The 24180-nt window shown below is 62.2% G+C and carries 21 protein-coding genes; 5 read left to right on the top strand and 16 right to left on the bottom strand.

Annotation, left to right across the window (positions count from 1 at the left end; all coding sequences use genetic code 11):
• Positions 1 to 7: 7 nt before the first annotated feature.
• Positions 8 to 691, bottom strand: coding sequence for a response regulator transcription factor (locus RM192_RS10260; RefSeq protein ID WP_311507440.1), 684 nt, complete (start codon positions 689 to 691; stop codon positions 8 to 10).
• Positions 688 to 2229, bottom strand: a complete 1542-nt coding sequence (locus RM192_RS10255; protein WP_311507439.1) for an ATP-binding protein — start codon at positions 2227 to 2229, stop codon at positions 688 to 690. The genes RM192_RS10260 and RM192_RS10255 overlap by 4 nt, the downstream gene beginning before the upstream one ends.
• Positions 2230 to 2524: 295 nt before the next feature.
• Here RM192_RS10255 and RM192_RS10250 point away from each other — a divergent pair, with 295 nt between their 5' ends.
• Positions 2525 to 2728: a hypothetical protein gene (locus RM192_RS10250; protein ID WP_311508613.1), complete on the top strand. Its 204-nt coding sequence runs from the start codon at positions 2525 to 2527 to the stop codon at positions 2726 to 2728.
• Here the strand turns inward: RM192_RS10250 and RM192_RS10245 are convergent.
• The 5 genes from RM192_RS10245 to RM192_RS10225 form a co-directional block, all read right to left on the bottom strand.
• Positions 2725 to 3903: an NAD(P)/FAD-dependent oxidoreductase gene (locus RM192_RS10245; protein ID WP_311507438.1), complete on the bottom strand. Its 1179-nt coding sequence runs from the start codon at positions 3901 to 3903 to the stop codon at positions 2725 to 2727. The two genes, RM192_RS10250 and RM192_RS10245, sit on opposite strands and share 4 nt — an antisense overlap.
• On the bottom strand, positions 3900 to 5519 hold the full coding sequence (locus tag RM192_RS10240) for an NAD(P)/FAD-dependent oxidoreductase (RefSeq protein ID WP_311507437.1): 1620 nt from the start codon (positions 5517 to 5519) through the stop codon (positions 3900 to 3902). The genes RM192_RS10245 and RM192_RS10240 overlap by 4 nt, the downstream gene beginning before the upstream one ends.
• A 44-nt stretch (positions 5520 to 5563) precedes the next feature.
• A complete protein-coding gene (locus RM192_RS10235) occupies positions 5564 to 6142 on the bottom strand; it encodes a nitroreductase family protein (protein ID WP_311507436.1) in 579 nt (192 codons plus the stop codon).
• A gap of 64 nt (positions 6143 to 6206) precedes the next feature.
• On the bottom strand, positions 6207 to 6626 hold the full coding sequence (locus RM192_RS10230) for a DoxX family protein (protein WP_311507435.1): 420 nt from the start codon (positions 6624 to 6626) through the stop codon (positions 6207 to 6209).
• Positions 6627 to 6679: 53 nt separating this feature from the next.
• Positions 6680 to 7414, bottom strand: coding sequence for a pirin family protein (locus tag RM192_RS10225; RefSeq protein ID WP_311507434.1), 735 nt, complete (start codon positions 7412 to 7414; stop codon positions 6680 to 6682).
• A gap of 138 nt (positions 7415 to 7552) precedes the next feature.
• On the opposite strand from RM192_RS10225, the gene RM192_RS10220 reads away from it, so the two are divergent.
• Positions 7553 to 8482, top strand: coding sequence for a LysR family transcriptional regulator (locus RM192_RS10220; RefSeq protein ID WP_311507433.1), 930 nt, complete (start codon positions 7553 to 7555; stop codon positions 8480 to 8482).
• A 29-nt stretch (positions 8483 to 8511) separates the two neighbouring features.
• On the opposite strand, the gene RM192_RS10215 is transcribed toward RM192_RS10220, so the two are convergent.
• The 3 genes from RM192_RS10215 to RM192_RS10205 all read right to left on the bottom strand — a co-directional run bounded on the left by RM192_RS10215 (position 8512) and on the right by RM192_RS10205 (position 10963).
• Complete coding sequence (locus RM192_RS10215) at positions 8512 to 8742, bottom strand: hypothetical protein (protein ID WP_311507432.1); 231 nt, start codon at positions 8740 to 8742, stop codon at positions 8512 to 8514.
• A gap of 263 nt (positions 8743 to 9005) precedes the next feature.
• Positions 9006 to 9641: a murein L,D-transpeptidase catalytic domain family protein gene (locus RM192_RS10210; RefSeq protein WP_311507431.1), complete on the bottom strand. Its 636-nt coding sequence runs from the start codon at positions 9639 to 9641 to the stop codon at positions 9006 to 9008.
• A 128-nt stretch (positions 9642 to 9769) separates the two neighbouring features.
• The gene (locus RM192_RS10205; RefSeq protein ID WP_311507430.1) at positions 9770 to 10963 is read right to left on the bottom strand and encodes a cytochrome P450; all 1194 of its coding nucleotides are present in this window, start codon (positions 10961 to 10963) and stop codon (positions 9770 to 9772) included.
• 111 nt (positions 10964 to 11074) lie between these two features.
• Here RM192_RS10205 and RM192_RS10200 point away from each other — a divergent pair, with 111 nt between their 5' ends.
• From RM192_RS10200 to RM192_RS10190, 3 genes are all read left to right on the top strand, one after another.
• The gene (locus RM192_RS10200; RefSeq protein WP_311507429.1) at positions 11075 to 11986 is read left to right on the top strand and encodes a helix-turn-helix domain-containing protein; all 912 of its coding nucleotides are present in this window, start codon (positions 11075 to 11077) and stop codon (positions 11984 to 11986) included.
• Positions 11983 to 12636: a TetR/AcrR family transcriptional regulator gene (locus tag RM192_RS10195; protein ID WP_311507428.1), complete on the top strand. Its 654-nt coding sequence runs from the start codon at positions 11983 to 11985 to the stop codon at positions 12634 to 12636. Before RM192_RS10200 ends, RM192_RS10195 begins: the two co-directional genes overlap by 4 nt.
• 141 nt (positions 12637 to 12777) lie before the next feature.
• Positions 12778 to 13431, top strand: a complete 654-nt coding sequence (locus tag RM192_RS10190) for an alpha/beta hydrolase (RefSeq protein WP_311507427.1) — start codon at positions 12778 to 12780, stop codon at positions 13429 to 13431.
• A gap of 4 nt (positions 13432 to 13435) precedes the next feature.
• On the opposite strand, the gene glgX is transcribed toward RM192_RS10190, so the two are convergent.
• The 6 genes from glgX to RM192_RS10160 are packed head-to-tail and all read right to left on the bottom strand — an operon-like array spanning position 13436 to position 24139.
• Complete coding sequence (gene glgX / locus RM192_RS10185) at positions 13436 to 15202, bottom strand: glycogen debranching protein GlgX (RefSeq protein WP_311507426.1); 1767 nt, start codon at positions 15200 to 15202, stop codon at positions 13436 to 13438.
• A complete protein-coding gene (locus RM192_RS10180; protein WP_311507425.1) occupies positions 15199 to 16827 on the bottom strand; it encodes an alpha-D-glucose phosphate-specific phosphoglucomutase in 1629 nt (542 codons plus the stop codon). Before RM192_RS10180 ends, glgX begins: the two co-directional genes overlap by 4 nt.
• Positions 16824 to 18281 (bottom strand): glycogen synthase GlgA, encoded by a 1458-nt coding sequence (gene glgA, locus RM192_RS10175; protein ID WP_311507424.1) that lies wholly within the window; start codon positions 18279 to 18281, stop codon positions 16824 to 16826. The genes RM192_RS10180 and glgA overlap by 4 nt, the downstream gene beginning before the upstream one ends.
• Positions 18278 to 19537, bottom strand: coding sequence for a glucose-1-phosphate adenylyltransferase (glgC, locus tag RM192_RS10170; RefSeq protein ID WP_311507423.1), 1260 nt, complete (start codon positions 19535 to 19537; stop codon positions 18278 to 18280). Before glgC ends, glgA begins: the two co-directional genes overlap by 4 nt.
• 16 nt (positions 19538 to 19553) lie before the next feature.
• Complete coding sequence (gene glgB / locus RM192_RS10165; protein ID WP_311507422.1) at positions 19554 to 21719, bottom strand: 1,4-alpha-glucan branching protein GlgB; 2166 nt, start codon at positions 21717 to 21719, stop codon at positions 19554 to 19556.
• Positions 21720 to 21727: 8 nt separating this feature from the next.
• Entirely contained in the window at positions 21728 to 24139 is a 2412-nt protein-coding gene (locus RM192_RS10160; protein ID WP_311507421.1) for a glycogen/starch/alpha-glucan phosphorylase, read from the bottom strand.
• Between the last annotated feature and the right edge of the window lie 41 nt (positions 24140 to 24180).

Below are 24180 nucleotides of genomic sequence, written 5' to 3'. Positions count from 1 at the left end.
CGGTGAATCAGGCAGTCAGCCTGTAGCCAAAGCCGCGCACGTTCTCGACCACCGGCGGGCCGAGCGCGTGCAGCTTCCGGCGCAGGCGGCTGAGATAGACCTCGACGATATTGGTCAGCGGATCGTCCTCCACGCCCCAGACCTGCCGCAGGATTTCTGTGCGGGAAATGACCGTTCCGGGCGATTCCATCAGCAGGCGCAAAACGCCCATTTCCTTGACTGTAAGTTGCAGGGGTGTGCCAGCCCGCGTCAGCACCATCGTGCGCGGATCGAAATGGAGATCGCCCACCGACACGCTGCCGTCTGCCTGAATCGGGCTGCCGCTCGGCCGCTCGATCCGGCGCTTGACCGCGTCCATGCGCGCCAGCAGTTCCTCGAATGCGAACGGCTTGGGCAGGTAGTCGTCCGCACCGCCCTTGAGGCCGCGGATACGGTCGGCCACTTCATCGCGCGCCGTCACCATGATGATCGGAGTGGCAAGCCCTGTTGTGCGCAGCCGTGCACAGACATCGAAACCGCTCATGTCCGGCAGATTGACGTCCAGCAGCACGAAATCGAAAGCAAGCGAGCTTGCCAGTTCAAGCCCCGTCGCGCCATCGGTGGCAAGCGTGACCTTGAAACCTTCCTGGGTCAGGCCGCGGTGCAGGGCGCCTGCAAGCTCCACTTCGTCTTCGATGATCAGTATTTTCATTGGTTGTTCCCGTCAGTCGGCACTGGCCCCGGCAGCAGGGGAAGGCGGATCGATACGGTGGTGCCTTCCTGCAATTTGCTTTCAAGGCCGATGGTTCCGCCAAGAGTTTCGGTGATTGAGCGTGCAATCGAAAGGCCAAGACCCTCTCCGCTCCCGGCCCTGCGGCTGCCGCGCCTGAAACGCTGGAACAGGTGAGGGATATCCTCGGGCGATATGCCATCGCCCTTGTCGGCAATGGTGATCAGTGCCTGGCCCTCGTCCTCGCAAATAGCCACCTCTATCTGCGGCGCTTTTTCCGAATAGCAGACGGCGTTATCGACGACGATCCGGATGACCTGATCAAACCTGGTCTTGTCGCCTTCGATGAACAGTTCCGGGGGCGACCGGACGAGTACGATGCTGCCGTTGTCGGCCTCGACCAGGCGATGGAAATCGTCGATGCAGCCACGCACCGCCGCCACCACGTCTACCGGTTCGATGCTGACGTGGAGCATCGGCTCTTCGGCGCGGGCAACCTTGAGCATATCCTCGATCATCTCGCCCATCAGGGCCGAGAGACGCACCACCCTGTCAAGGCCACTGCGCAAATCGGCGACATTGGCCGCCCGGTCGCGCAAGGTGATTTCGGCTTCGCTCCGCATGATCGAAAGCGGCGTGCGCAGCTCGTGGCTGGCATCGGCGAGGAATTGCTGGCGCAGCCGGTTTGCGCGTTCGAGCGAACGGTTGGAAGCTGCCAGTTCCAGCGTGCGTCGGCCGACCGCGCGCTCGAGCTCCTCATTGGTCTGCTGCATCGTCCGGGCAGCATCACCGACACGCCCAGCCATGGTGTTGAAACTGTCGGCGATCGTGCGAAACTCCGTGGTGCCGAGAACATCCACGCGTTCGTCGTAACGGCCGTCGGCCATCGCCTTGGTGCCGCGCCACAAGTTGCCGAGCGGACGGATGATCTGCAACTGCACCCAGATGAGCGCAAGCAGGCCGCAGATGCCGACAAATGTGAGCGTCAACGAAAGCGTGTCCGAAACACTGGAAAACGTGTCGATCGATCCGCGTTGGAACTCGCGGGATTCGCGTTCTTCGTTCTTGATCGCCTCGAAAACCAGATCTTCCCAAACCGTGTCGGGTTGGCCGCGCAAGGATTTCTCAAGGCTTGTGCCGATTTTCTGGAGGTTTTCCCGTTGGTGCAGTTCCTCCTCGATACGCGATGCCCGTTTGGTCCGCTGCAGCGGCGTTTCGCTGATCAGCCGTATTTCGGCATTGATGTAGCGCTCGGTATTGAGGACGTGCGAGCGCACGCCGTCGACATAGAGCTTGATATCGCGCTGGAACGCCGCAGGATCGACGGCCCGCTCCTGATGCAGCGTATAGCCGAGCACGGCGAGGCGCTGGTAGGCGCTCAGGCTTTGCGACGAAGCTTCGGCCCGGCTATACTGTGCCCGGACCACTTTCAGCGCATGGCTGGCGATGACACCGGGAATGGCCACGATCATCAGGACAAAGGCCAGCGCAATCCACAGCTTGAGGCGCAATGCGTTCACGCGGCAACACCCCTGCATGAACAAGGCAAGGCGGCGCTGGCATGCCTCGGCATGTCAGTGGCGGCAGAACGATGCCTGCTTCGCAAGATTTCCGGCATTGACGCGATATTCCCCAGCCCGACCATGACCTCTGATCCGAACGACGTCGAGGCAGGCACCCTATCCTTTTTCACCTTGTCGCGGGTGTGCTTTGCGATCAACGAATTGGCGGATTAAAATTGGATGAATGGTTCTGGCTTCGTCGGCTCTTCGCACGATGATGACAGGCGTCCGTGACGGTGGCATGGCGTGCTGCATGAGAACGACCCATCAGGACGCTACAGTGCGGCTCTATTATCTTGGCGACGGGCCGGACGGCGGATCGGCAGAGACACTGTGCTACGGTCCGCTTTCTCAGGCGCTGGAATTGGCCGCCGCCCAGCCCGAAGCGATACAGGCCGGGCTGTTCCTCGCCACGGATAACGAAGTGGTCGCCTATCTCGATCTGATTGACGGTTAGACGGATGAGCCCGCCGCGTGTCCGCTCGCCCAGGCCCACTGGAAATTGTAGCCGCCAAGCCAGCCGGTAACGTCCACCGCTTCACCGATGGCAAACAGGCCGGGAACCTTGGTGGATTCCATCGACTTTTGCGAAAGTGCCCGCGTTGAAATGCCTCCAGCCGTCACTTCGGCCTTGGCATAGCCCTCGGTGCCGTTGGGCGTGAATTCCCAGCGTGCGAGTTGGTCCTGCGCGGTGCGCAAGGCCGCGTCGCGGCAATTGCTCAGTTCGCCTTCAAGCCCGATCCGGTCAGCCAGCGTATCGGCAAGCCGTTCAGGGAGACGGCGGCCCAGCACCGAGCGCAAAGTGGCGCGCGGGCGATTGCGCTTTTCATCGAGCAGCCAGTCGCCGGCCGCGTCAGGCAGGAAATCGACATGGATCGGCGTGCGATGCTCCCAGTAAGACGATACCTGAAGCATGGCAGGCCCGGACAGTCCGCGATGGGTAAACAGCGCAGCCTCGCGGAAAGCGGCTTTGCCTGCCCGCGCGATCACCTCTGCCGAGAGGCCGGAGAGCGATCTGAACAGCGCCTCGTCCTCGCCCAGCGTGAAGGGCACAAGGGCGGGGCGGGTCTGCACCACCGGCAGGCCGAAACGCCGGGCAATGTCGAGCGCGAAGCCGGTCGCGCCCATCTTTGGGATCGACAGCCCGCCGGTTGCCAGCACCACTGAAGGCGCATGATGCTCCAGGCCGCCAATCGTCACACGGTACAGGCCATCGCCATGGTCCAGCGCGGAAATGGGCTGGCCGAACGCAAAGCTGACACCGCCTTCGCGGCATTCGTGCATCAGCATTTCGACGATGGCTCTGGCCGAACCATCGCAAAACAACTGGCCAAGCGTCTTTTCATGCCAGGCGATGCCGTGGCGGCCGACCAGCGCGATGAAGTCTGCAGGTGTGTAACGGGCTAGCGAAGACCGCGCGAAATGGGCATTTTCCGAGATATAGCGGTCGGCTGCGGTATGGATATTGGTGAAGTTGCAGCGCCCGCCGCCCGAGATCAGGATCTTCTTTCCCGGTTCATCGGCATGATCGACCAGCAGCACCCGCTTGCCGCGCTGCCCTGCGGTAAGCGCCGCCATCAAGCCCGCAGCGCCCGCTCCAAGCACGATCGCGTCGAAATGCCGGGCGCTCACTTGAGCAATTGCGCGGCGAGCGCCTCGGCAACCTTGATCCCGTCAACCGCCGCGGAAAGAATGCCGCCCGCATAACCCGCGCCTTCGCCTGCCGGATAAAGTCCTGCTGTGTTGAGGCTCTGGCAATCGGCCCCGCGCGTGATCTTCACGGGCGCTGACGTGCGCGTTTCCACGCCGGTCATAACCACGTCGGGGTGGTCGTAGCCTGGCACCATCCGGCCAAACACGGGCAGGGCTTCGCGGATGGATTCGATCACGTAATCGGGCAGGCACTTGTTCAGTTCGGTCAGGTGCACGCCGGGCTGGTAGCTCGGGATCACGCTGCCGAACTCGCTCGAAGGCCGGTCGGCAAGGAAATCGCCGAGCTTCTGGCCCGGCGCCTTGTAATCGCGTCCGCCTGCCTCGAACGCCAGGCTTTCCCAATGGCGCTGGAAAGCGATGCCCGCCATCGGCCCGCCGGGGTAATCTTGGGTAGGGTCAATATCCACGACCAGCCCGGAGTTGGCATTGAATTCCGCGCGCGAATACTGGCTCATGCCGTTGGTCACGACGCGCCCTTCCTCGCTGGTGGCAGCGACGACGCGCCCGCCAGGGCACATGCAGAAAGAATAGACCGTGCGCCCGTTCTTGCACTTGTGCGAGATTGAATAGGCCGCAGGGCCAAGGATCTTGTTGCCCGCGCTCGGGCCATAGCGTGCGGTATCGATCCAGCTTTGCGGATGCTCGATCCGCACGCCGATAGCGAAGGGCTTGGCCTCGATGTGTACGCCCCGGTCAAACAGCACCTGAAACGTGTCGCGCGCCGAATGGCCAACCGCCATGATCACGTGCCGCGCGGGCAGGAAGCTGCCGTCCGACAAGTGCAGGCCCGCCATGCGGCGCGTACCGTCTGCCGCTGTCTCGATCTCGAAATCGTCCACCCGCGTGCTGAACCGGTATTCGCCGCCAAGCTTCTCGATGGTCTCGCGCATCGACATGACCATGGTGACAAGACGGAACGTGCCGATATGCGGGTGGGCTTCGGTCAGGATATCGTCGGGCGCCCCTGCCTTGACGAACTCCACCAGCACCTTGCGGCCAAGCTGGCGAGGGTCCTTGATCCGGCTGTAGAGTTTGCCGTCGGAAAACGTGCCTGCACCGCCTTCGCCGAACTGGACGTTGGATTCGGGCGTCAGCACAGATTTGCGCCACAGGCCCCAGGTATCCTTGGTCCGCTCGCGCACGGCCTTTCCGCGCTCGACGATGATCGGCTTGAGGCCCATCTGCGCGAGGATCAGCGCCGCGAGCAATCCGCACGGACCCGCTCCGATCACGACAGGGCGCACTCCAGCCCAGCCATCAGGCGCAATGACCGGGAATTTGTACGTCGTGTCGGGCGTGGCGCGCACGTTCTGGTCGCTCGCAAAACGCGCGAGAACTTCCGCCTCGTTCTTCACCACGCAATCGACGACATAAGTCAGCAGGATCGCATGCTTCTTGCGCGCATCGTTGCCCCGCCGGAAAATCTGGAACCGCTCGAGCTCAGCGGCCTCGATGCCCAGCCGCGTACAGATCGCCACCGAAAGGTCTTCGGCGGCATGATCGAGCGGCAGTTTGAGTTCATTGATACGAAGCATGGCGCCGCCCTTAGCGAATACGCGCGGACGGCGCCACAGGTCGCTTAGGCCGTGAACGGTCCTGCGAACGCGATTTCGCTCACCGGCTTGCGGTCGCTCGCCACTTCACGCTCGCGCAGGCCTTCGGGCAGCTGCGCGGCGTCGCCCTGCTTGCCAATGACGAAGGCCATTTCCACACGGAAGCCCTCGGGTACGCTGAGCACTTCGGCTGCCTTGTCGAAATCGACGCCGGTCATGCCATGAGTGTGGTAGCCCAGCGACAATGCCTGCAGCGCCGCGCTGGCCCAGGCCGCGCCGGTATCGAAACTGTGGCTGTGGTTCGGGTTGTTGCCCTTGTCCGACCGCATGAACTCGTCCGACACCGCGAACACCAGTACGCCTGCATCCTTGGCCCACGACTGGTTGAACGGCACCAGCGCCGAGAGAAACGCCTCGAAGTTTGCATCGCCCTTGTGTGCATAGGCAAAGCGCCACGGCTGGTAGTTGTAAGCGCTGGCAGCAAGGCCGGCGGCTTCGAAGATCACGTCGAGATCGTCCTGCGGCACAGCCGAGCCATCGAACGCGCGCGGGCTCCAGCGATCAACGATCAGCGGGACGACCTTGGCAGAAGCGGTACGAGTCATGGGATACTCCTTGATTGAAAAGAAAGGGCAGGGGCCAGCCATCAGCCAAGCCCCTCACGGAAAATCAGCGGCGATCGAAGCCGAAGCGGCCCGAACCAAACGCGGCGACCTGCAAAAGGCCCCCGGCCATCGCAATGTTCTTGAAGAAATGGATGAACTGGTTCTGGTCGGCAAGGTTGGCGTGGAAGCTGAATGCGGCCGCGATGCTGAAAGCGGCAATGGCCAGAGCCACGATCCGCGTCTGGAACCCGGCGACCAGCAACAGACCGCCGATCAGTTCGACAGCGACGGCGGCTGCGTAGCCGACAGTCGGCAGCGGCAAGCCCGCGCTTTCGATATAGGCGATGGTTCCGGCGGGATCGGCAAGCTTGGACGCGCCGCTAAGGACGAATATGGCGGCAATGAGCACGCGCCCGGTAACAGCGAGCAGGTCAGAGGTGGATGAGGAGGACGCCGGAGCGCCTTCATACGTGGTGGAGGTCATGGGATCGGTCCTTGCAGAAAATCGAGAAGGGGAAATGTGCGGGAACAGGCTGGTCATTGCAGCGCCGCGGCATCGACGAGGACAAGCTCGGCGTCTTCCAGCGCGGTAACGACGATTTCGGTCACTCCGGTGATCGCCACGCCGTCTCGGGCATTGGCCTCGACATCGCCAATCTTCACGCGGCCCGTTGCCGGGACGAGATAGGCATGGCGGTCTTCGGTCAGCGCATAGCGGATGGTCTCACCGGCCTTGACCGTTGCGCCCAGCACACGGGCATTGGCGTTGATCGTCAGCACGTCCTCGTCACCGGCAATCCCCGAAGCCAGCGGGACGAAGCGGCCATCGCGGCTATCCTTGGGGAAGGGGCGAGCACCCCAGCTTGGTGCGTGACCGCGGCGGTCGGGGATGATCCAGATCTGGAACAGGCGGGTTTCCTCGTCCTCCTGATTGAATTCCGAATGCTGGATGCCGGTGCCCGCAGACATCACCTGCACGTCGCCCGCTTCGGTGCGGCCCTGATTGCCAAGGCTGTCCTTGTGGGTGATCGCGCCCTTGGTCACGTAAGTGATGATTTCCATGTCGCGGTGCGGATGCGGCGGAAAGCCGGTGCGGGCGGCAATGCGGTCGTCATTCCACACCCGCAGCGCGCCCCAGTTGACGCGCTCCGGATCATGGTATTCCGAGAACGAGAAGTGGTGGTGCGCATCGAGCCAGCCATGGTCGGCGGCGCCAAGCGTGGCAAAGGGGCGAAGTTCGATATGCGCCTTGGTCGCGGTGGTCAGGGTCATGTGATTTCTCCGGTCAGGAAAACCGATCGATGAGTTGGGTCGGGCCGTCCTGTTGCAGCCGAGATAGGCCTTGTCGTTTAATCGGAATATCCCGATAAAACTGTTTGGAATGTTCGATGAAACTGAAAGGTTTTGCCCGTGAACGTCGGCCAGCCAACGCTTGACCAGTTGCGCCTGTTCCTCGCGGTCGTCGACGAGGGCAGCTTCAATGGCGCAGCGCGCAAGCTTGGTCGCGCCATCTCGGTGGTGAGCTACGGCATCACCACGCTGGAGGCACAACTGGGGGTGTCGCTTTTCGACCGCGAAGGATCAAAAAGACCGGTTCTGTCCGATGCTGGTAAGGCCGTGCTGGCGCAGGCGCGCGCCGTGGCCGACGATGTCGACGCGCTGATGGCAGGCGTGCTGGGCTTCGAACAAGGACTGGAAGCAGAACTTGGTCTGGCGGTGGACGTCATGTTCCCAACCAACCTCGTGGCCAGCGTGCTGCGCGAGTTTCAGCAGGTGTTCCCCACGGTCAGGCTGCGGCTCCATGTCGAGGCGCTTGGGGCGATTGCCGCGCTGGTGATCGACCGGGAGGCAGATCTCGGCATCGGCGGGCCCGAGCTGATCCCGCAATTCGAACTCGAACGCATCGCTATTGGCGACATCGACATGGTTCCGGTTGCGTCCCCGGATCACCCGCTTGCGCGCATGGGCACAATTCCGGCCGGCGAAGTGCGCAAGCATCGCCAACTGGTCCTGACCGATCGCTCGCGGCTGACGGCGGGAAAGGATTTCTCGGTCCTTTCCGCCAATACCTGGAGATTGGGCGATCTTGGCGCGCGCCATGCGCTGATGCGTGAGGGCATCGGTTGGGGCAATATGCCGTTTCATGTGGTGGAGCCGGATCTGGCTGCAGGCAGGCTGGTCCGCCTCGCGCTGCCCGAGGCACCTGGCGTGACCTACCGGTTCCACGCCCTGTGGCGCCGCGACTGTCCAATGGGCCCTGCGCGCGCATGGCTTCTCGATGCGCTCAAGGCTCGGCTTGTACAGTGCCCGGACACGAAAGTGCCCCGCCAGCAGGGCTGACGAGGCGCTTTGCTTGCGTTTTGTGGAAATCAGGTGCCGTTGCTTTTGGGGCGCTTGAATGCCGCGTTGCTATTGGCCTTGATGTTGGCGATGACCAGGCCGGGCGAGTTGGGAAAGCCGCCCTTGGGGCCTTGTGCGCCGCTGGCGGCTGGTAGAGTAACATTGGTGGTGCTTGCCCGTGTTCCAGCAAGAGCTGCGCTCGGCGCAAGTGCGACTGCGGCTACGGCCGAAGCCGCGACCCAAAACGATCCAAATTTCATTACATGGCCCCCGAAGTGCTATCCCGAATGCGGCGACCGGGCGTTTATGCCCGTGCCCCGCAGTCCCATCTTCGAGGTTCAACTATTTATTCATTTGCAACAATTGTAATTAACTCGAAATTGACCATGTTAAACTCAACCGAAATGGCTGCTTATTTTGGCAGGGTGCGGACATCTGCAAAATGAGAAGTATTCGGTTCAGGAGGGCAATGACCTACTGAATTAGCTTGATATTTTGTTGGTGTCTGGTTGGCCACAGGCGACTATTTTGTCGCGAAAAGCAGACGGCCCTCGCCGAGACGTTCCAGCACGCCGTCAATGTCGTTGCTGGAAAATGCGAAGCACCCCTGGCTTCGTCCAATTCGGCCCTGATTGCGAGCCATGTCTGCATCAACGTAAGACGCAGCGTGAATGACGATTCCACGTTCCATCGCCGCGCTGTTGGCCGCTTCAAGGCCGATCAGTCGCCGCGAACGGCCATGCTTGCCGTGGTAAGTCACGCCGGTGAGAAAAGCGCCGGGGCTTGAAGCGTTGGAACCCATCGCGTTTGAGAACCGCTGCACCCAGCCGCTGTTGGCGGGATCGGACCCGCTGCCATGCGACACGAGGTGGGACGACAGCACCTTGCCGCCTTCGATGTCGATCAGGTGGAACCGTGTCTCGCGCGATGCCTGAGAAAAATCGACAAAGCCGACAAGATCGCGGTGGCGGATATTTCGGCCATGGGCGTCAAGCGTTGCCACAGCGCGCTGAACCATAAGCGGCAGCGTCGGCTTCGCAAAAGGCGAAACCTCGATTTCCCTGGGTGGTGTCACCGCAAGCGCAGGCTGGCCCGATACGGCCATGCTTCCCACCGTTGCAGCGATGGCGCCCAAAAATTGGCGCCGGTCAGGAACCATTATGCGAGACCCCGGTTATCGTTCATTGCCGGGCAAATTGTATGCAGGACTCCGCTTCTGCAAGTCTGGCGGCCCGCCCTTGCGACGAGCCGTGCATGACCCGCCACCTGCTGAGCCGCCAGTCCATTCTAGCCACCCGTTCGAAGCATCAACCGCTTGGGGCTGCGGAAGTTTGACGATGGGACCCAGTCCAGTTCTTCATTCACGCGGCTGAATTCGGGCACCGCCTTGAGCAGTTCCTCATAGGCGATCTGTGTTGCGACACGCCCGATCATCGATCCAAGACAGGCGTGGACCCCACCGCCAAAGCCCAGATGCCGCTTGGCCTTGCGCGCAATGTCATATGTGTCCGGGTCCGTGAACATGCGCTCGTCACGATTGGCAGAGCCATAGGCCAGGATCACTGCATCCCCCGCTTTCATCACTTGTCCATGCAGTTCCACGTCTCGCGTGAGCGTTCGCTTGAAGCGCTGGGCAGACGTGTTGAAGCGCAGCGATTCCTCGATGGCATCGGGGATCAGTGCCGGGTTTGCAACCAGCGCCTGCCGTGCCTCGGGATGATCGGCAAGGTTCAACCCGAAGATTGCCATGAAACCTGACAGGCTCTCGATCCCGGCCATGATTAACGTGGTCACGGTCAGTTGCACTTCCTTGTCGAGCAACTTTTCTCCATCGATTTCCGCGGTGATGAAGTTCGAAAGCAGATCGTCGCCGGGTTCGAGTTTGCGCGCGGCGACCAATTTCTCGGCATAGTCTGCCATCCATTGAAACGCCGCGAGGTGTTCGGGACTCTTCTGCCGCGTGACCGGATCAGTCTGGACCATCAGTACGGCATTCTCACGAACCTCTGCCGCCCCCTCTTCGGGCAGGGCGAAGAGATAGAACAGCAGATCGACAGTCAGTTTCGACGTGTATTCACCGACCAGATCGAAGGTCGGTTTGTCCGCCAGCGCTGCAAGGTGGGCCTTGGCCGAGGCGCGTGCCGGTTCGATGATGTGTTCAAGCGCGCGTTTGGTCACAGCCGACTGAATCAGCGCGCGCAGCCGGTCATGGCGCGGTGGATCGCTGGACCCGAGCGTGGAGCCTGCACGGCCGGGAAACTCGTCGACAAGGTTGCCCTTGGCTGACGAATAGGTTCGCCAATCCTGCAGCGCGGCGAGCACATCGTCATAGCGCGACAGGACCCATTTGCCTGCTTCTTCCGACCAGAAGCAGGGGTGCTCATCGCGCAGAACCTTGTAGGCGGGGAAGGGGTCGGCATCGATTGCCGGCGAATAAGGATCGAAGCGGAATTTTGGCCGCTTTTCTGATGTTTCTGCCATTTTCGGTTCCTCTCAAGCAGTGGACGTATCCTGCACTGTCCAAAGAAAACCGGCGATGTCCGCTTGAGGCAGAGTCTTGCACATTTGAAGCAAGCATCGCAAAGTTGCACGATGCAGGTCCGCGCCATCACGCATTATCCACTCTACGGTGAAACCGGCGTTCTGGTGCCGCCCGAGTTCGTCCATCTCGAACGCATTTATGATCGGTCAAGTCTGCATGACTGGACGATCAAGCCACATGCCCATCCGCATATGCTCCAGTTGCTCCTTGTTGAAAGCGGCGCGAGCCTGTTGCTGGGTGACGGTGGAGACGAGCACGTATCCGCACCCGCGCTGATCCTCGTGCCACCGTCGAGCGTCCATGCCTTCCGGTTTGATCGAGGCGCCCAAGGCTGGGTGCTTTCGCTCGCGGCCGGCATGTTGAGCGACCCGCGCCTCGGCGGTGTGCTTGGAGGACTGTCCGCCTTTGACGGGCAAGCCCGGGCCGTGACGCTCAGTGCATCGTCCGCCACCGCCGCGCGGCTGAGCTGGCTCCTTGCTGACATGGCCGGGAGGTTGGGCGTTGAACCCGCCCTGGGGCCAGGTCTGCTGGCGCAAGTGGGGTTGATTCTGGCTGAGGCTGCTGAAGCGACCGAGACCGCGGCAAGCCGCGGCCCGCAGGACGCGCGTGAACCGTTGGTCGCGCGGTTTCGCACGCTGGTCGAGGCTCATTACCGCGAGCATTGGCCGGTTTCTGCCTACGCAAAGGCTCTCGGGACCACGATGTCGACACTCACACGCGCCACCCGCGCCTTGACCGGGCAGTCACCAGCTGACCTCGTCCATGAGCGGGTTGTGCTGGAAGCAAGGCGCAACCTTACCTTCACCGGGGCCGGTGTTGCGCAGATCGCCTATGCGCTCGGCTTTGCCGATCCCGCGTACTTTGCCCGCTTTTTCAAAGCGCGAACGGGTTTCACCGCGCGCGCGTTCAGGGAGCAGAGGGTGTGGACGAGCACGGATTTGGCCGATAGGTCCAAACCATGACGACAGCCGCCCCCCGCAAGCGCAAGGTCGATGCAGAGCGCCGCGCCGAGATCGGCCGGGAGAGACGCGCCCGCACGCGGGCAAGGATCGTGGCGGTGACCTTTGACATCTATGGCCGCGAAACCGGTCTGCACTGCCGCGTCGAGGAAGTCTGCGAGGCGGCGGGGATAACGCGCCAGACGTTCTACAATCACTTTTCCGGCATGGAGGACCTGCGCGAGGCACTGACGTGGGAAGTGGCGCACGAGTTTCTCGCCAAGGTCACCGCTGTGCTGGACACCAAGGCAGACGGCGCGGAACGAACGGCCACCGCGATCCGCTATTACCTTGAGCGCGGCCGCACGGATTCCCGCTGGGCGTGGTCGATCGTCAACCTTTCCGCCAGCGGCATCGTGTTCGGGGCGGAGACTTACGAGCAGGCGCGGTTGACGGTCGCTGGCGGCATTGCCTGCGGCATGTTCCAAGTGCCCGACGTCCGCATTGGCCGGGACCTGCTTCTCGGCACCACGCTGTCGGCCTTGTTCACGCAATTGCGCGAGGAGACAGGCGGCGATTATCCGGCTGAAGTGGCTCGCGGCGTGTTGATTGGCCTGGGCTGTCCGGGAGATATTGCTTCGACAGTTGTGAGCGAGCCTTTGCCGCCGCTGTGAACTGCACCGGGCCATAGCATCTTGGCGCAAATCGCGTGCGGTCTGGCGCTGCGCTATTGTCTACCGATAAAGTTGACTTATGTCATGAGGTGTCGGGACGTAAACCGAGTCGACCGGCTTTTCTGCACATGGAGACAAGCAATGGCTCAAGACACCCTCGCGCGGTCATCAAAAGACCCGCTGATTCTCACTGTTCCAGGCCTCGGCAACAGCGGGCCAGGTCATTGGCAAACGCGGTGGGAAGAGACGCTTCCCGATTGCCACCGCATTGATCTCGGCCTGTGGGACGATCCGCATCGCAACACCTGGGTCAACAAGATCAACCTCGCCATACAGCGCGCCGACCGGCCGGTCGTCCTGGCCGCGCACAGCCTCGGTTGTCTGGCCGTGGCTTGGTGGGCAGAATTCGAACAACCACGCGACGGCAAAGTGATCGGCGCGCTGCTGGTCGCTCCGCCCGATGTCGAAGTGCGCCCGATCGACCGCCGTCTCACCCGCTTCGCGCCATTCCCGCATGGCGAGCTGCCGTTCCCCTCGATCGTCGTGAGCAGCCGCAACGATCCCTACATGGGCATCGGTCAGGCACAGCAGCTAGCGCAGGCCTGGGGCAGCGGTTTCGTGGACGCGGGCGAGGCCGGGCACATCAACGCCGAATCCGAACTTGGCGAATGGACCTTCGGACAACTCCTGCTCGGCCAGTTGCTGCCGCGCCCTCTTGCGCGCGGTGAGCGGACCTATCCGGCTGCAGTTGGAGGTTTCCATCCCGACCGTGCATTGCGCCGGATTGGTGCGTGATGGTTCAGGCTGGGCCGGCGACAGGGCCGGTCCGGTCAACCACGAAGCCGTAGGTGCCCCCAGACCAGCGCAAGCCGGGGGTATCCCCCCCTTGCCATGCCTCTACACCCATCGAACCCCCATCCAACCCGGACCAGGCGCCGTCCTCGGGAAAGCTGGAGAATTGTTCTATTATCGAATTACGCCAAGAGGATAGTGCGCACACGTACTCCTCCAGCGCTATATCCCGGTTCGTCCAGTCGATCCACGTGACCGGGTTGTCCTGCGCATAGGCATTGTTGTTGCCGCGCTGGCTTCGCCCGAATTCGTCACCTGCCGTCAGCATGATGGTGCCGGTCGAAACGAACAGCGTGCCAAGCATCGCGCGGGCGTAGGCAGCCCGCCTTGCGATCACATCCGCATTGTCGGTTTCGCCTTCTACACCATTGTTCCAGCTGTAATTTTCCGAATGTCCGTCGCGGTTATCCTCGCCGTTGGCATGGTTGTGTCGATGTTCGTAGGCCAACCCGTCAGCAAGCGTGAAGCCGTCGTGCGCGGCGAGGAAATTGACCGAGCGGCAGCGTTTACCGAACACGTCGGACGAGCCGGCAATCCGCGTGGCCAATACCCCCACCCCGGCATCACCCCGCCAGAACCGGCGCACATCGTCACGAAATCTATCGTTCCATTCCAACCAGTTGGGCGGGAAAGCTCCGAGTTGATATCCACCCGGGCCAATATCCCAAGGCTCGGCAATCATGATCCGATCAGCAAGCCATGGATCGGCAGCGATCTCGGCGAAGATCGGTGCGTTACCCGCAAAGCCAGGGCTGCGCGCAAGAATGGTGGCAAGGTCGAACCGAAAACCGTCGATTCCGCAATGCTTTACGAAGTGGCGCAGGGTATCAAGTGCAAGCGCGCGGACGGCAGGATTGCCAAAGTCGAGCGTGTTGCCGCAGCCGGTATCGTTGATCAGGGTCCCATCAGGAGCCTTGGCATAAGCCTCATCATCAAGCCCGCGCAGGCACAGAACCGGGCCGAGAACGTCGCTCTCGCCAGTGTGATTCAGAACAATATCAAGGACAACGCCAATACCCTCGGCGTGGAGCGCGGCAACCGTTTCGCGCAGTTCCGCCACGCCGCCGGGGCACAGACGCGGGTCCAGCGCCATCGGGGTGACCGGGTTGTATCCCCAGGCATTGGTCAGGCCGAGCGGAGGCAAGTGTCGTTCGTCGATCCACGCCATGATCGGCATGAGTTCAATCGCCGTAACCTGCAATCGTTTGAGGTGCTGGATGATCGCTGGATGGCCGAGAGCGGCTACGGTGCCTCGGATATGTTCGGGCACGTCAGGATGAAGCATCGTCAGCCCGCGGACGTTGACTTCGTAGATCAGCCCGCCGTGCCGGAAGCGCGGCGGTTGCTGTTTGACGACGGGAAGGGTCGAGATGATGGCTTTGGGAATTAGTGCTGCAGTATCAAATCCATATGTGGAAAGGTTGCTATCGAACCTGAACTTGTGGTCAAGTTCTGCAGCGTAAGGATCCACCAGCAGTTTGGAAGGATCGAACCACAGCCCCGCTGCAGGATTCCATTCGCCGGACGCACGATAGCCGTAGCGGGCGCCGCTCAGATCCCCTTCAAGTTCCACCGTCCAGAAGTGGCCTGCGCGATCCATGCCGACGAAGTGCTCTGTTTCGCCATCGAATAGGCACAGCGTCAGGGCCAAGGCGCGGGGGGAGCGGACGGTGAAGCGGGTTCTGCCGTCGTTGATCGTGACCCCTGGCGTCACGTCACCACATCAGGTGCGGTGCGGCCGGTGTGGCGGGTGATACCAGCGATGGCGTCAGCAGCCGCGATCAGATCCGCCAGCATATCGGGCGTTTCGCGGTCGAGGTCACCGCTCGCGGGTTCATAGCGTTCAAGATAGACGCGCAGCGTTGCACCTTCCGTGCCCGTCCCCGACAGGCGGAAGACGACACGCGAACCACCCTCGAACAGCACGCGCACGCCCTGATTGGCGCTGGTCGAGCCATCTACGGGGTCGAGATACGAGAAATTGTCCGCCTTTGAAACAGTCAACGATCCAAAGGACTTGCCGGGCAAAGTTGCGAGACTTTGCCCCAGCTCGGCCATGAGCATATCAGCATTATCGGTGGGCAGCGCTTCGTAATCGTGCCGCGCATAATAGTTGCGCCCGTATTGCGCCCAATGTTCCCGCGCCAACTGGTCCACGCTGATTTTGCGCACCGCAAGGATGTTGAGCCAGAGAAGGACCGCCCACAGGCCATCCTTCTCGCGCACGTGGTCGCTCCCGGTGCCCGCGCTTTCCTCTCCGCAGATCGTCGCCATGCCGGCGTCGAGCAGGTTGCCGAAGAACTTCCAGCCTGTGGGCGTTTCGAACGCGGGAAGGCCCATCGCTGCAGCTACGCGGTCGGCGGCGGCGCTGGTCGGCATCGAGCGGGCAATGCCCTTGAGGCCAGCGGCATAGCCCGGCGCCAGATGCGCGTTGGCGGCTAGCATGGCGAGGCTGTCCGAAGGCGTGATGAAACGATGTTTGCCGACAATCAGGTTGCGGTCGCCATCGCCGTCAGACGCTGCACCGAAGTCCGGAGCTTGCGGCCCGAACATTGTCTCGAACAGTTCGTGGGCGTGGACCATGTTGGGATCGGGGTGGTGCCCGCCAAAGTCTTCCAGCGGGACGCCGTTGCGCACGGTGCCCTTGGCAAAGCCGAGCCGGCCTTCAAGGATCTGCGTGGCGTAAGGGCCGGTAACGGCGCTCATTGCGTCGAAAGACATGGTAAATCCGGCCTGAACATTGGCGCGGATAGCATTGAAATCAAACAGGGTTTCCATCAGCTCGGCATAGTCGGCGACGGAATCGATCACCTCGACGCTCATGCCGCCCACGGTGCTTGTGCCGATCATGTCGAGGTCGATATCGGCAGCGTCCACGGTCAACCAGCGATCAATCGTGGTCGTGCGCGCATAGATTGCGTCGGTCACACCTTCGGGGGCCGGACCGCCGTTGGCAATGTTGTACTTGATGCCGAAATCCTCGTCCGGCCCGCCGGGGTTGTGGCTGGCCGAAAGGATCAGCCCGCCCGAGGCGCCGTACTTGCGGATAACATGGCTGGCAGCCGGGGTGGACAGGATGCCGCCGTGGCCGACCAACACGCGCGCGTAACCATTCGCAGCGGCGATGCGGATCGTCTGCTGGATGACCGCGCGGTTGTGATAGCGCCCGTCACCGCCGAGCACGAGGGTTGAGCCCTCGGGCCGATCAACCACATCGAACACCGACTGGACGAAATTCTCCGCATAGTTGGCCTGCTGGAAGACTTTGACCTTCTTGCGTAATCCGGAAGTGCCGGGCTTCTGGCCGGAGTAGGGCGTAGTCGGGACAGTCCGGATCATTGTTCCTCCGCAATCAGTCTGGCGTAGAGGTCCGCATAGGCCTTGCCCGAGCGGCTCCAAGAAAAATCGGTTTTCATGCCAGCGCGCTGGATGGCGCGCCAGGTGTCTTGCTGCGCGTAGATTGCAACTGTGCGACTGATTGCGTCGGAGAGCGACGAATATGTCACCCCACCAAACTGCACACCCGTAGCAACCCCGACCATGATCGCTGCGAGGTTTGCGTCGATCACTGTATCGGCGAGACCGCCGGTCCGCGCGACGACGGGGACGCAGCCATAGGCGAGGCCATAAAGCTGGGTGAGGCCGCAAGGTTCGAACCGGCTTGGCACGAGGATGGCATCGCCACCTGCCTGCATCCTGTGCGAGAGCGCCTCGTCATAGCCGGTGCGCACCGCGATCTTGCCGGGGTGGCGCATGGCGGCGGCGTGGAAGCCGTTCTCCATTGCCTTGTCGCCCGAGCCGAGCAGCGCAAGTCGCCCGCCAATGCCAACCATGTGGTCAAGTACTTCGAGGAGGACGTCCATGCCCTTTTGCCAGGTAAGGCGCGAGATCACCACGAACAGTGGTCCGTCGCCGGATTCAAGACCGAAATCGGCCTCAAGTGCACGCTTGTTGGCAACGCGTTTTGCCAGCGTCCTGACGCCAAACCGGGTGGCCAGCGAGGGATCCGTTTCGGGGCTCCATTGCGCGGAATCGATGCCGTTGACGATGCCGGAAACCCGCTCACCTCGGCTGAGGATCAGGCCTTCAAGGCCCATGCCGAATTCTGCGGTGCGGATTTCGCGCGCGTAAGTGGGACTGACGGTGGTGATCGCACTCGCGGCTTCGAGGCCTGCCTTCAGGAAGCCGACGCCGCCGTGGTATTCCACGCCGTCCATCGACCAAGCTTCTTGCGGCAAGGCTAGGGCAGGAAACTTGTCTGCGCCGTAGAACCCCTGAAACGCCATGTTGTGGATCGTCATTACCGAGGGGACGCGGCGGCCGCCTTCAGGCGGGGCAAAGCGCAGATAGGCCAGTGCCATCGCGGCCTGCCAGTCATGCGCATGGACAAGATCGAAATTGCGCCCCTTGACCGCGCCTGCCGCCACATCGGCAGCAGCACGCCCGAAGGCGGCAAAGCGGCGCCAGTTGTCACCCCAATCCTGACCCGCACCACTAACATAGGGGCCGCCATCACGTTGGAAATAGGCAGGTGCATCAAGCACGAGCAGCGGATGACCGTCGATCTTGCCCACGACGAGACGCGCCTTATCGCCCAGTAGCGAGTCCCACGCATGGACCGCTCGGGGTCGGGAAAGCGCTTTCATCACAGCAGGATAGCCGGGCAAGATCGTGGTCATCTCCACGCCATGCGGCGCGACGGCTGAGGGCAGCGCGCCTGCCACATCGGCGAGGCCGCCGGTCTTTACCAGTGGCACCGCCTCGGAGGCGACGGAGAGGACTTTTATCGTCATGCAAGACGATCGATCATCGTCTTCGTTATCAGGCAGACGCCGCTTTCGGTGCGTTGAAAGCGCTGTGCATCAAGTTCCGGATCTTCGCCCACGATCAGGCCTTCGGGGATGCGGACGCCGGAATCGAGGATCACGCGCTTCAATCGCGATCCGCGACCGATGTTGCAATATGGCAGGATCACTGCCTCTTCGCATTCGGAGAATGAACCCATCTTTACGCCGGTGAACAGCAGGCTGCGGCGGGCGATGGCGCCTGAGACGATGCAGTCCTGGCTGATCAGCGAGGAGATCGCCATGCCACGCCGGCCGTCTTCGTCGTGCACGAACTTGGCGGGAGCGGCGATGATCTGGTCGGTCCAGATCGGCCAGTCGCGGTCATACATGTCGAGCTTGGGGACGATGTCGGTGAGGTCGAGGTTCGCTTCGAAATAGGCGTCGAGCGTGCCGACATCGCGCCAGTATTCCTCGATTTCCTCGGCTGCGCGGATGCACGACGCGGTGAATCGGTGTGCGACCGCTTTGCCGTTCTTGACGATGTGCGGAATGATGTCGTTGCCGAAATCGCGGCTCGAGTTCGGGTCGGCAGCGTCCTTGCGCAGGATGTCGAACAGGAACGCCGTGTCGAAGACGTAGATGCCCATTGAAGCGAGCGACATAGTCTCGTTACCGGGAATGCCGGGCGGGTTGGCAGGCTTTTCCACGAACTCGGTAATGGTGTCGTGGGTGTCGACCGCCATCACGCCAAAGCCGGTGGCTTCAGCGCAAGGGACGACGAGGCAGCCGATGGTCACGTCAGCGCCGCTTTCGACATGCTGACGGAGCATCAACTCGTAGTCCATCTTGTAGATGTGGTCGCCTGCGAGGATGACCATATACTTGGGCGCATAGGACGCGATGATATCGATGTTCTGGTAGACCGCGTCGGCGGTGCCTTCGTACCACTGGTGCTCGGACACGCGCTGCGATGCGGGCAGGATGTCGAAGCTTTCGTTGCGCTCGGGGCGCATGAAGTTCCACGCGCGCTGCATGTGGCGGATAAGCGAGTGCGCCTTGTACTGCGTGGCAACGCCGATGCGGCGGATGCCCGAGTTGATCGCGTTCGACAGGGCAAAGTCGATGATGCGGGATTTGCCGCCGAAATAGACCGCAGGTTTGGCGCGGTTATCGGTCAGCTCCTTGAGACGGCTGCCGCGACCGCCCGCAAGGACATAGGCCATGGCATCGCGTGCCAGCGGCTGAGAGTATGATTCCCGCATCCCCAACGTCTCCCTTTTATCCTTCGAATTCAATCATGATAGTGGCCAGTGGTGGCAGCACGACGAATGCAGCGCCATCTTGCGCAGTCACTTCGCCGAGATTGCCGATGCCGCTGCCGCCGTAGTCCTGCGCATCGCTGTTCAGCACTTCGCGCCATGCCCCATCGTGAGGCAAAGGCAGGCGGTAGTGATCGTGGACCAGTGGCGTCATGTTGCAGATGACGGCGACGGGTTTTGCGCCGGGCGCCTTGCGCAGCCATGCGAAGACCGAGGCCTGCGCGTCGTCGACTACCAGCCATTCGAAGCCTTCGGGCTCGCAATCGCGGGCGTGGAGGGCGGGGCGGATGGAGTAGACCCGGTTGAGGTCACGCACCCAGCGGCGAACGCCTTCGTGGGCGGGGGCCTGCAGCAGTTCCCAATCGAGCGAACGCGCCTCGCTCCATTCACGGCGCTGGGCGAATTCCTGGCCCATGAACAGCAGCTTCTTGCCGGGATAACCCCACATCAGGCCATAATAGGCGCGCAAGTTGGCGAACTTCTGCCAATCGTCGCCGCTCATCTTGGTAAGGAGGCTGCCCTTGCCGTGGACGACTTCATCATGGCTGATCGGCAGGACGAAGTTTTCGGAAAAGGCGTACGTCAGGCCGAAAGTGATTTCGTTGTGGTGATAGCTGCGATGCACTGCGTCGCGCGCCATGTACTGGAGGGTATCGTGCATGAAACCCATGTTCCACTTGAAGCCGAAACCCAAATGTTCACGCGGGGCTTCGTCGAAAGCAGGCTTGCTGACGCCGGGCCATGAGGTCGATTCCTCGGCGATGGTGAGGAAACCGGGGTGGCTGGCATAGACTGCGCGGTTCATGGCCTTGAGAAACTCGACCGCTTCCCAGTTCTCGCGCCCGCCGTCTTCGTTGGGAATCCATTCGCCGCTCTTGCGCGAGTAATCGCGGTAAAGCATTGAGGCGACCGCATCGACGCGCAGGCCATCGACATGGTAGCGCTCGGCCCAGAAAAGCGCGTTGTTGACGAGGAAGCTGACGACCTCGCGGCGGCCGAAATTGTAGATCAGCGTGTTCCAGTCCGGGTGGAAACCCAGGCGCGGATCTTCATGTTCATAGAGCGCCGTACCGTCGAAGCGGACGAGTCCGTGTTCATCGGTGGGGAAGTGCGCGGGCACCCAGTCGATCAGGACGGAAACCCCGGCGCGGTGCGCGCCATCGACGAAACGCGCAAAGCCTTCAGGCGGGCCGAAGCGAGCCGATGGGGCGTACAGCCCGGTGGTCTGATAGCCCCATGACGGATCGTAGGGGTGTTCCGAGACTGGCAGGAATTCGATATGGGTGAAGCCCATCTCGGTGACATAGGGGATTAGCCGGTCCGCGAGTTCATCCCAGGTGTAAAAGCCCTCGTCGTGCGGCTTCTGCCATGAACCGGGATGGACTTCATAGATCGACATCGGCTGGCGGCGGGCGTCCACCGAAGCCCAGTGGGCGCGGTGGCCTGCATCGCCCCAGTCCATCTTGACCGGGTGCGCAGTAATCGAGCCTGTAGCGGGGCGGTACTCCGACGCCAGCGCATAGGGATCGGCCTTGAGCGGCTGGACCGTGCCGTCAGCGCCGACGACGCGGTATTTGTAGGTGCGGTGCTCGCCGATGTCGGGGATGAACACTTCCCACACGCCGATGTCCGCACGGCGGCGCATCGGGTGGCGGCGATGGTCCCAATCGTTGAAATCGCCGACGACGCTGACGAGGCTGGCGTTGGGCGCCCAGACTGCGAAGTGGACGCCAGTCGCGCCCTCATGCTCGATCAGGTGCGCGCCCATCTTGTCGAACAGGCGCAAGTGCGTGCCTTCGGCAATCAGGAAGTCGTCCATCGGACCAAACACGGGGCCGAAGCTGTAGGCATCGGTCACCAGCCACTCGTCCGTGCCCGCCTTGCAGGCATAGCGCACAGGCTGGCGCGGGCCTTTGACCTTGCCTTCGAACAGTCCGCGACCATCAATCCGGTTGAGGACGCCGAGCTTCTTGCCTGACAGCGACCATGCAACCGCTTCCTCTGCGCCGGGCAGGACGGCGCGGGCAAACGCGCCTTCCGGCCCTTCGTGGATGCCGAGCAGAGAGAAAGGATCGGCGTGCGTCCCGTCCAGAAGGGCTTCGATGGCGCTCGCCGATGGCTTCATGCTGGTTTTCAGACCCCCCAGATGTCGCGGGCATATTCGCCGATCGTGCGATCGGACGAGAACCAGCCCACATTGGCGATGTTGCGGATAGCAGATGCGCGCCAGCCCGCCTGATTTTCCCAGCGTTTGTCGATGTTGCGCTGAGCGGCGTGGTAGCCATCAAAGTCGGCGGCGACCATGAACCAGTCGTGGTCGTAGATGCCGCCCATCAGGCCCTTGTAGCGGTCCGGATCGTCGGGCGAGAAGACGCCGGTGGCGATAGCCTCAAGCGCCTGCCGCAGTTCGCGCGATTTCTCGATCACGTCGCGCGGGACATAGCCGTTGGCTCGCTGTTCCTCGACCTCATCGGCGGTGAGGCCGAAGATCTCGATGTGGGCATCGCCGACATGGTCCTTGATCTCGATGTTGGCGCCATCGAGCGTGCCGATGGTGAGCGCGCCGTTCAGCGCGAACTTCATGTTCCCGGTGCCCGAGGCTTCCATGCCCGCGGTCGAGATCTGTTCGGACAGATCGGCTGCCGGGATGATGCGTTCAGCCAGACTGACGTTGTAATTCGGCACGAACACGACCTTGAGCAGACCGCCGACCGAGGGATCGGAATTGACGCGGCGGGCGATGTCGTTGGCGAGTTTTATGATCAGCTTGGCATTGTGGTAGCTCGACGCTGCCTTGCCGCCGAAAATCTTCACGCGCGGCACCCAGTCGCGTTCGGGATGGCTGCGGATCTGGTCGTAGAGTGCGACAGTCTCGATCAGGTTGAGCAACTGGCGCTTGTATTCGTGGATGCGCTTGATCTGGACGTCGAACAGCGCATCGGGATCGAGGCGCACGCCGGTCAGCGTCTTGATGTGCTTGGCCAGCGCGATCTTGTTGGACCGCTTGACCTCGGCAATCCGCTCGCCCAGCGCGGCGTCATCGGCCAGAGCATTGAGGTCGGTCAGCTTTGCGGCGTCATCGAGGAAACCATCCCCGATGGCGTCCTTGAGCACCGAGGTCAGGCCGGGGTTGCATTGCTGCAGCCAGCGGCGCGGGGTAACCCCGTTGGTCTTGTTGTTGATCCGCGTTGGGTAGAGCTTGTGCAGGTCCGAGAAGACCGTGGTCTTCATCAGATCGGTGTGGAGGGCGGCCACGCCGTTGACGCTATGTGCGCCGGTGAAGGCGAGGTTGGCCATGCGCACACGGCGCTCACCACCTTCATCGATCAGGCTGATGGCCGAGATCGCGGCGTCGTCCAGCCCAGCCTTGCGCGCTTCACGCAGGACTCGGCTGTTGATCGCATAGACGATCTGCATGTGGCGCGGCAGCAACCGTTCGAACAGAGGCAGCGGCCAGGATTCCAGCGCTTCGGGCAGGAGCGTATGGTTGGTGTAGCCGACGGTCGCCTTGGTCACTTCCCAGGCTTCGCTGAATTCGAGGCCGTGGACGTCGACCATCAGGCGCATCAGTTCGGCGACGGCCACCGCCGGGTGGGTGTCGTTAAGCTGGATCGCGGCCTTGTCGGGCAGGGTGCGGATGTCGCCGTGGAACTGGATGTGGCGGCGCACGATGTCCTGGATCGAGGCGGAGGTGAAGAAATACTCCTGCCGCAGCCGCAACTCTTGCCCGGCGGGGGTGGAGTCTGCGGGATAGAGCACGCGCACGAGGCTGTCGGCGCGCATCTGTTCGGAAAGGGCGCCGAGATGGTCGCCTGCGTTGAAGGCGTCGAGCTTAAGCGGGTCGAACGCGTGTGCGGTCCACAAGCGCAAGGTGTTGACGCGCTTGCCGCGCCAGCCGACCACCGGGGTGTCGACAGCGCTGGCCTCGACCTTTTCGGCCGGCCGCCACTCGACGCCTTCGCCGGTTTCGACAACTTCACCGCCGAAGCCGATGATGTAGGCGCTTTCGCGGCGGTCGAATTCCCAGGGGTTGCCGTGGGAGAGCCACGTTTCTGGCAGTTCGACCTGCCAGCCATCGTCGATGCGCTGGCGGAACATGCCGTTCACATAACGAATGCCGTAGCCGTAGGCGGGGATGTCGAGGCTGGCGAGGCTTTCCATGAAGCAGGCGGCGAGACGGCCAAGGCCGCCGTTGCCGAGCGCTGCATCAGGTTCGAGATCTTCGAGCGCCGATAGATCGAAACCGTGCTCACGCAGCGCTTTTTCCATGTCGCGCGTCAGGCCCATGTTCGAGAGCGCATCACGCAGCAGCCGGCCGATCAGGAATTCGAGGCTCAGGTAGTAGACGCGCTTGCCGCCTTCGGCATAAGTCTTGCGCGTAGATTCCATCCAGGTGTCGATAATGGCATCGCGCAAGGTGAGGACGGTTGCGGTGTACCAGTCATGTGGCTTGGCTGCGCGTTCATCCTTGCCAACGCGGTGGCGCAGGACGTCGATGATCTGGGCATCGATCTGACCAGCTTTGGAATTTGAATCAAGGCTCATGGTACACGTCCCACCCTGTTGCTCCCGGCGCGGGACGTGGC

Origin of the sequence: Novosphingobium sp. MMS21-SN21R (assembly GCF_031846015.1) — a bacterium.
Classification (GTDB): Bacteria; Pseudomonadota; Alphaproteobacteria; order Sphingomonadales; family Sphingomonadaceae; genus Novosphingobium.
This window is presented reverse-complemented; position numbering and strand designations above follow the sequence as displayed.

What these genes read in the sequence shown, in the direction of transcription:
- RM192_RS10260 (WP_311507440.1), bottom strand. Translation starts at nt 691, where the DNA reads ATGAAAATACTGATCATCGAAGACGAAGTGGAGCTTGCAGGCGCCCTG.
- RM192_RS10250 (WP_311508613.1), top strand. Translation starts at nt 2,525, where the DNA reads ATGAGAACGACCCATCAGGACGCTACAGTGCGGCTCTATTATCTTGGC.
- RM192_RS10240 (WP_311507437.1), bottom strand. Translation starts at nt 5,519, where the DNA reads ATGCTTCGTATCAATGAACTCAAACTGCCGCTCGATCATGCCGCCGAA.
- RM192_RS10235 (WP_311507436.1), bottom strand. Translation starts at nt 6,142, where the DNA reads ATGACTCGTACCGCTTCTGCCAAGGTCGTCCCGCTGATCGTTGATCGC.
- RM192_RS10230 (WP_311507435.1), bottom strand. Translation starts at nt 6,626, where the DNA reads ATGACCTCCACCACGTATGAAGGCGCTCCGGCGTCCTCCTCATCCACC.
- RM192_RS10225 (WP_311507434.1), bottom strand. Translation starts at nt 7,414, where the DNA reads ATGACCCTGACCACCGCGACCAAGGCGCATATCGAACTTCGCCCCTTT.
- RM192_RS10215 (WP_311507432.1), bottom strand. Translation starts at nt 8,742, where the DNA reads ATGAAATTTGGATCGTTTTGGGTCGCGGCTTCGGCCGTAGCCGCAGTC.
- RM192_RS10210 (WP_311507431.1), bottom strand. Translation starts at nt 9,641, where the DNA reads ATGGTTCCTGACCGGCGCCAATTTTTGGGCGCCATCGCTGCAACGGTG.
- RM192_RS10205 (WP_311507430.1), bottom strand. Translation starts at nt 10,963, where the DNA reads ATGGCAGAAACATCAGAAAAGCGGCCAAAATTCCGCTTCGATCCTTAT.
- RM192_RS10200 (WP_311507429.1), top strand. Translation starts at nt 11,075, where the DNA reads ATGCAGGTCCGCGCCATCACGCATTATCCACTCTACGGTGAAACCGGC.
- RM192_RS10195 (WP_311507428.1), top strand. Translation starts at nt 11,983, where the DNA reads ATGACGACAGCCGCCCCCCGCAAGCGCAAGGTCGATGCAGAGCGCCGC.
- RM192_RS10190 (WP_311507427.1), top strand. Translation starts at nt 12,778, where the DNA reads ATGGCTCAAGACACCCTCGCGCGGTCATCAAAAGACCCGCTGATTCTC.
- RM192_RS10180 (WP_311507425.1), bottom strand. Translation starts at nt 16,827, where the DNA reads ATGATCCGGACTGTCCCGACTACGCCCTACTCCGGCCAGAAGCCCGGC.
- glgA (WP_311507424.1), bottom strand. Translation starts at nt 18,281, where the DNA reads ATGACGATAAAAGTCCTCTCCGTCGCCTCCGAGGCGGTGCCACTGGTA.
- glgC (WP_311507423.1), bottom strand. Translation starts at nt 19,537, where the DNA reads ATGCGGGAATCATACTCTCAGCCGCTGGCACGCGATGCCATGGCCTAT.
- glgB (WP_311507422.1), bottom strand. Translation starts at nt 21,719, where the DNA reads ATGAAGCCATCGGCGAGCGCCATCGAAGCCCTTCTGGACGGGACGCAC.
- RM192_RS10160 (WP_311507421.1), bottom strand. Translation starts at nt 24,139, where the DNA reads ATGAGCCTTGATTCAAATTCCAAAGCTGGTCAGATCGATGCCCAGATC.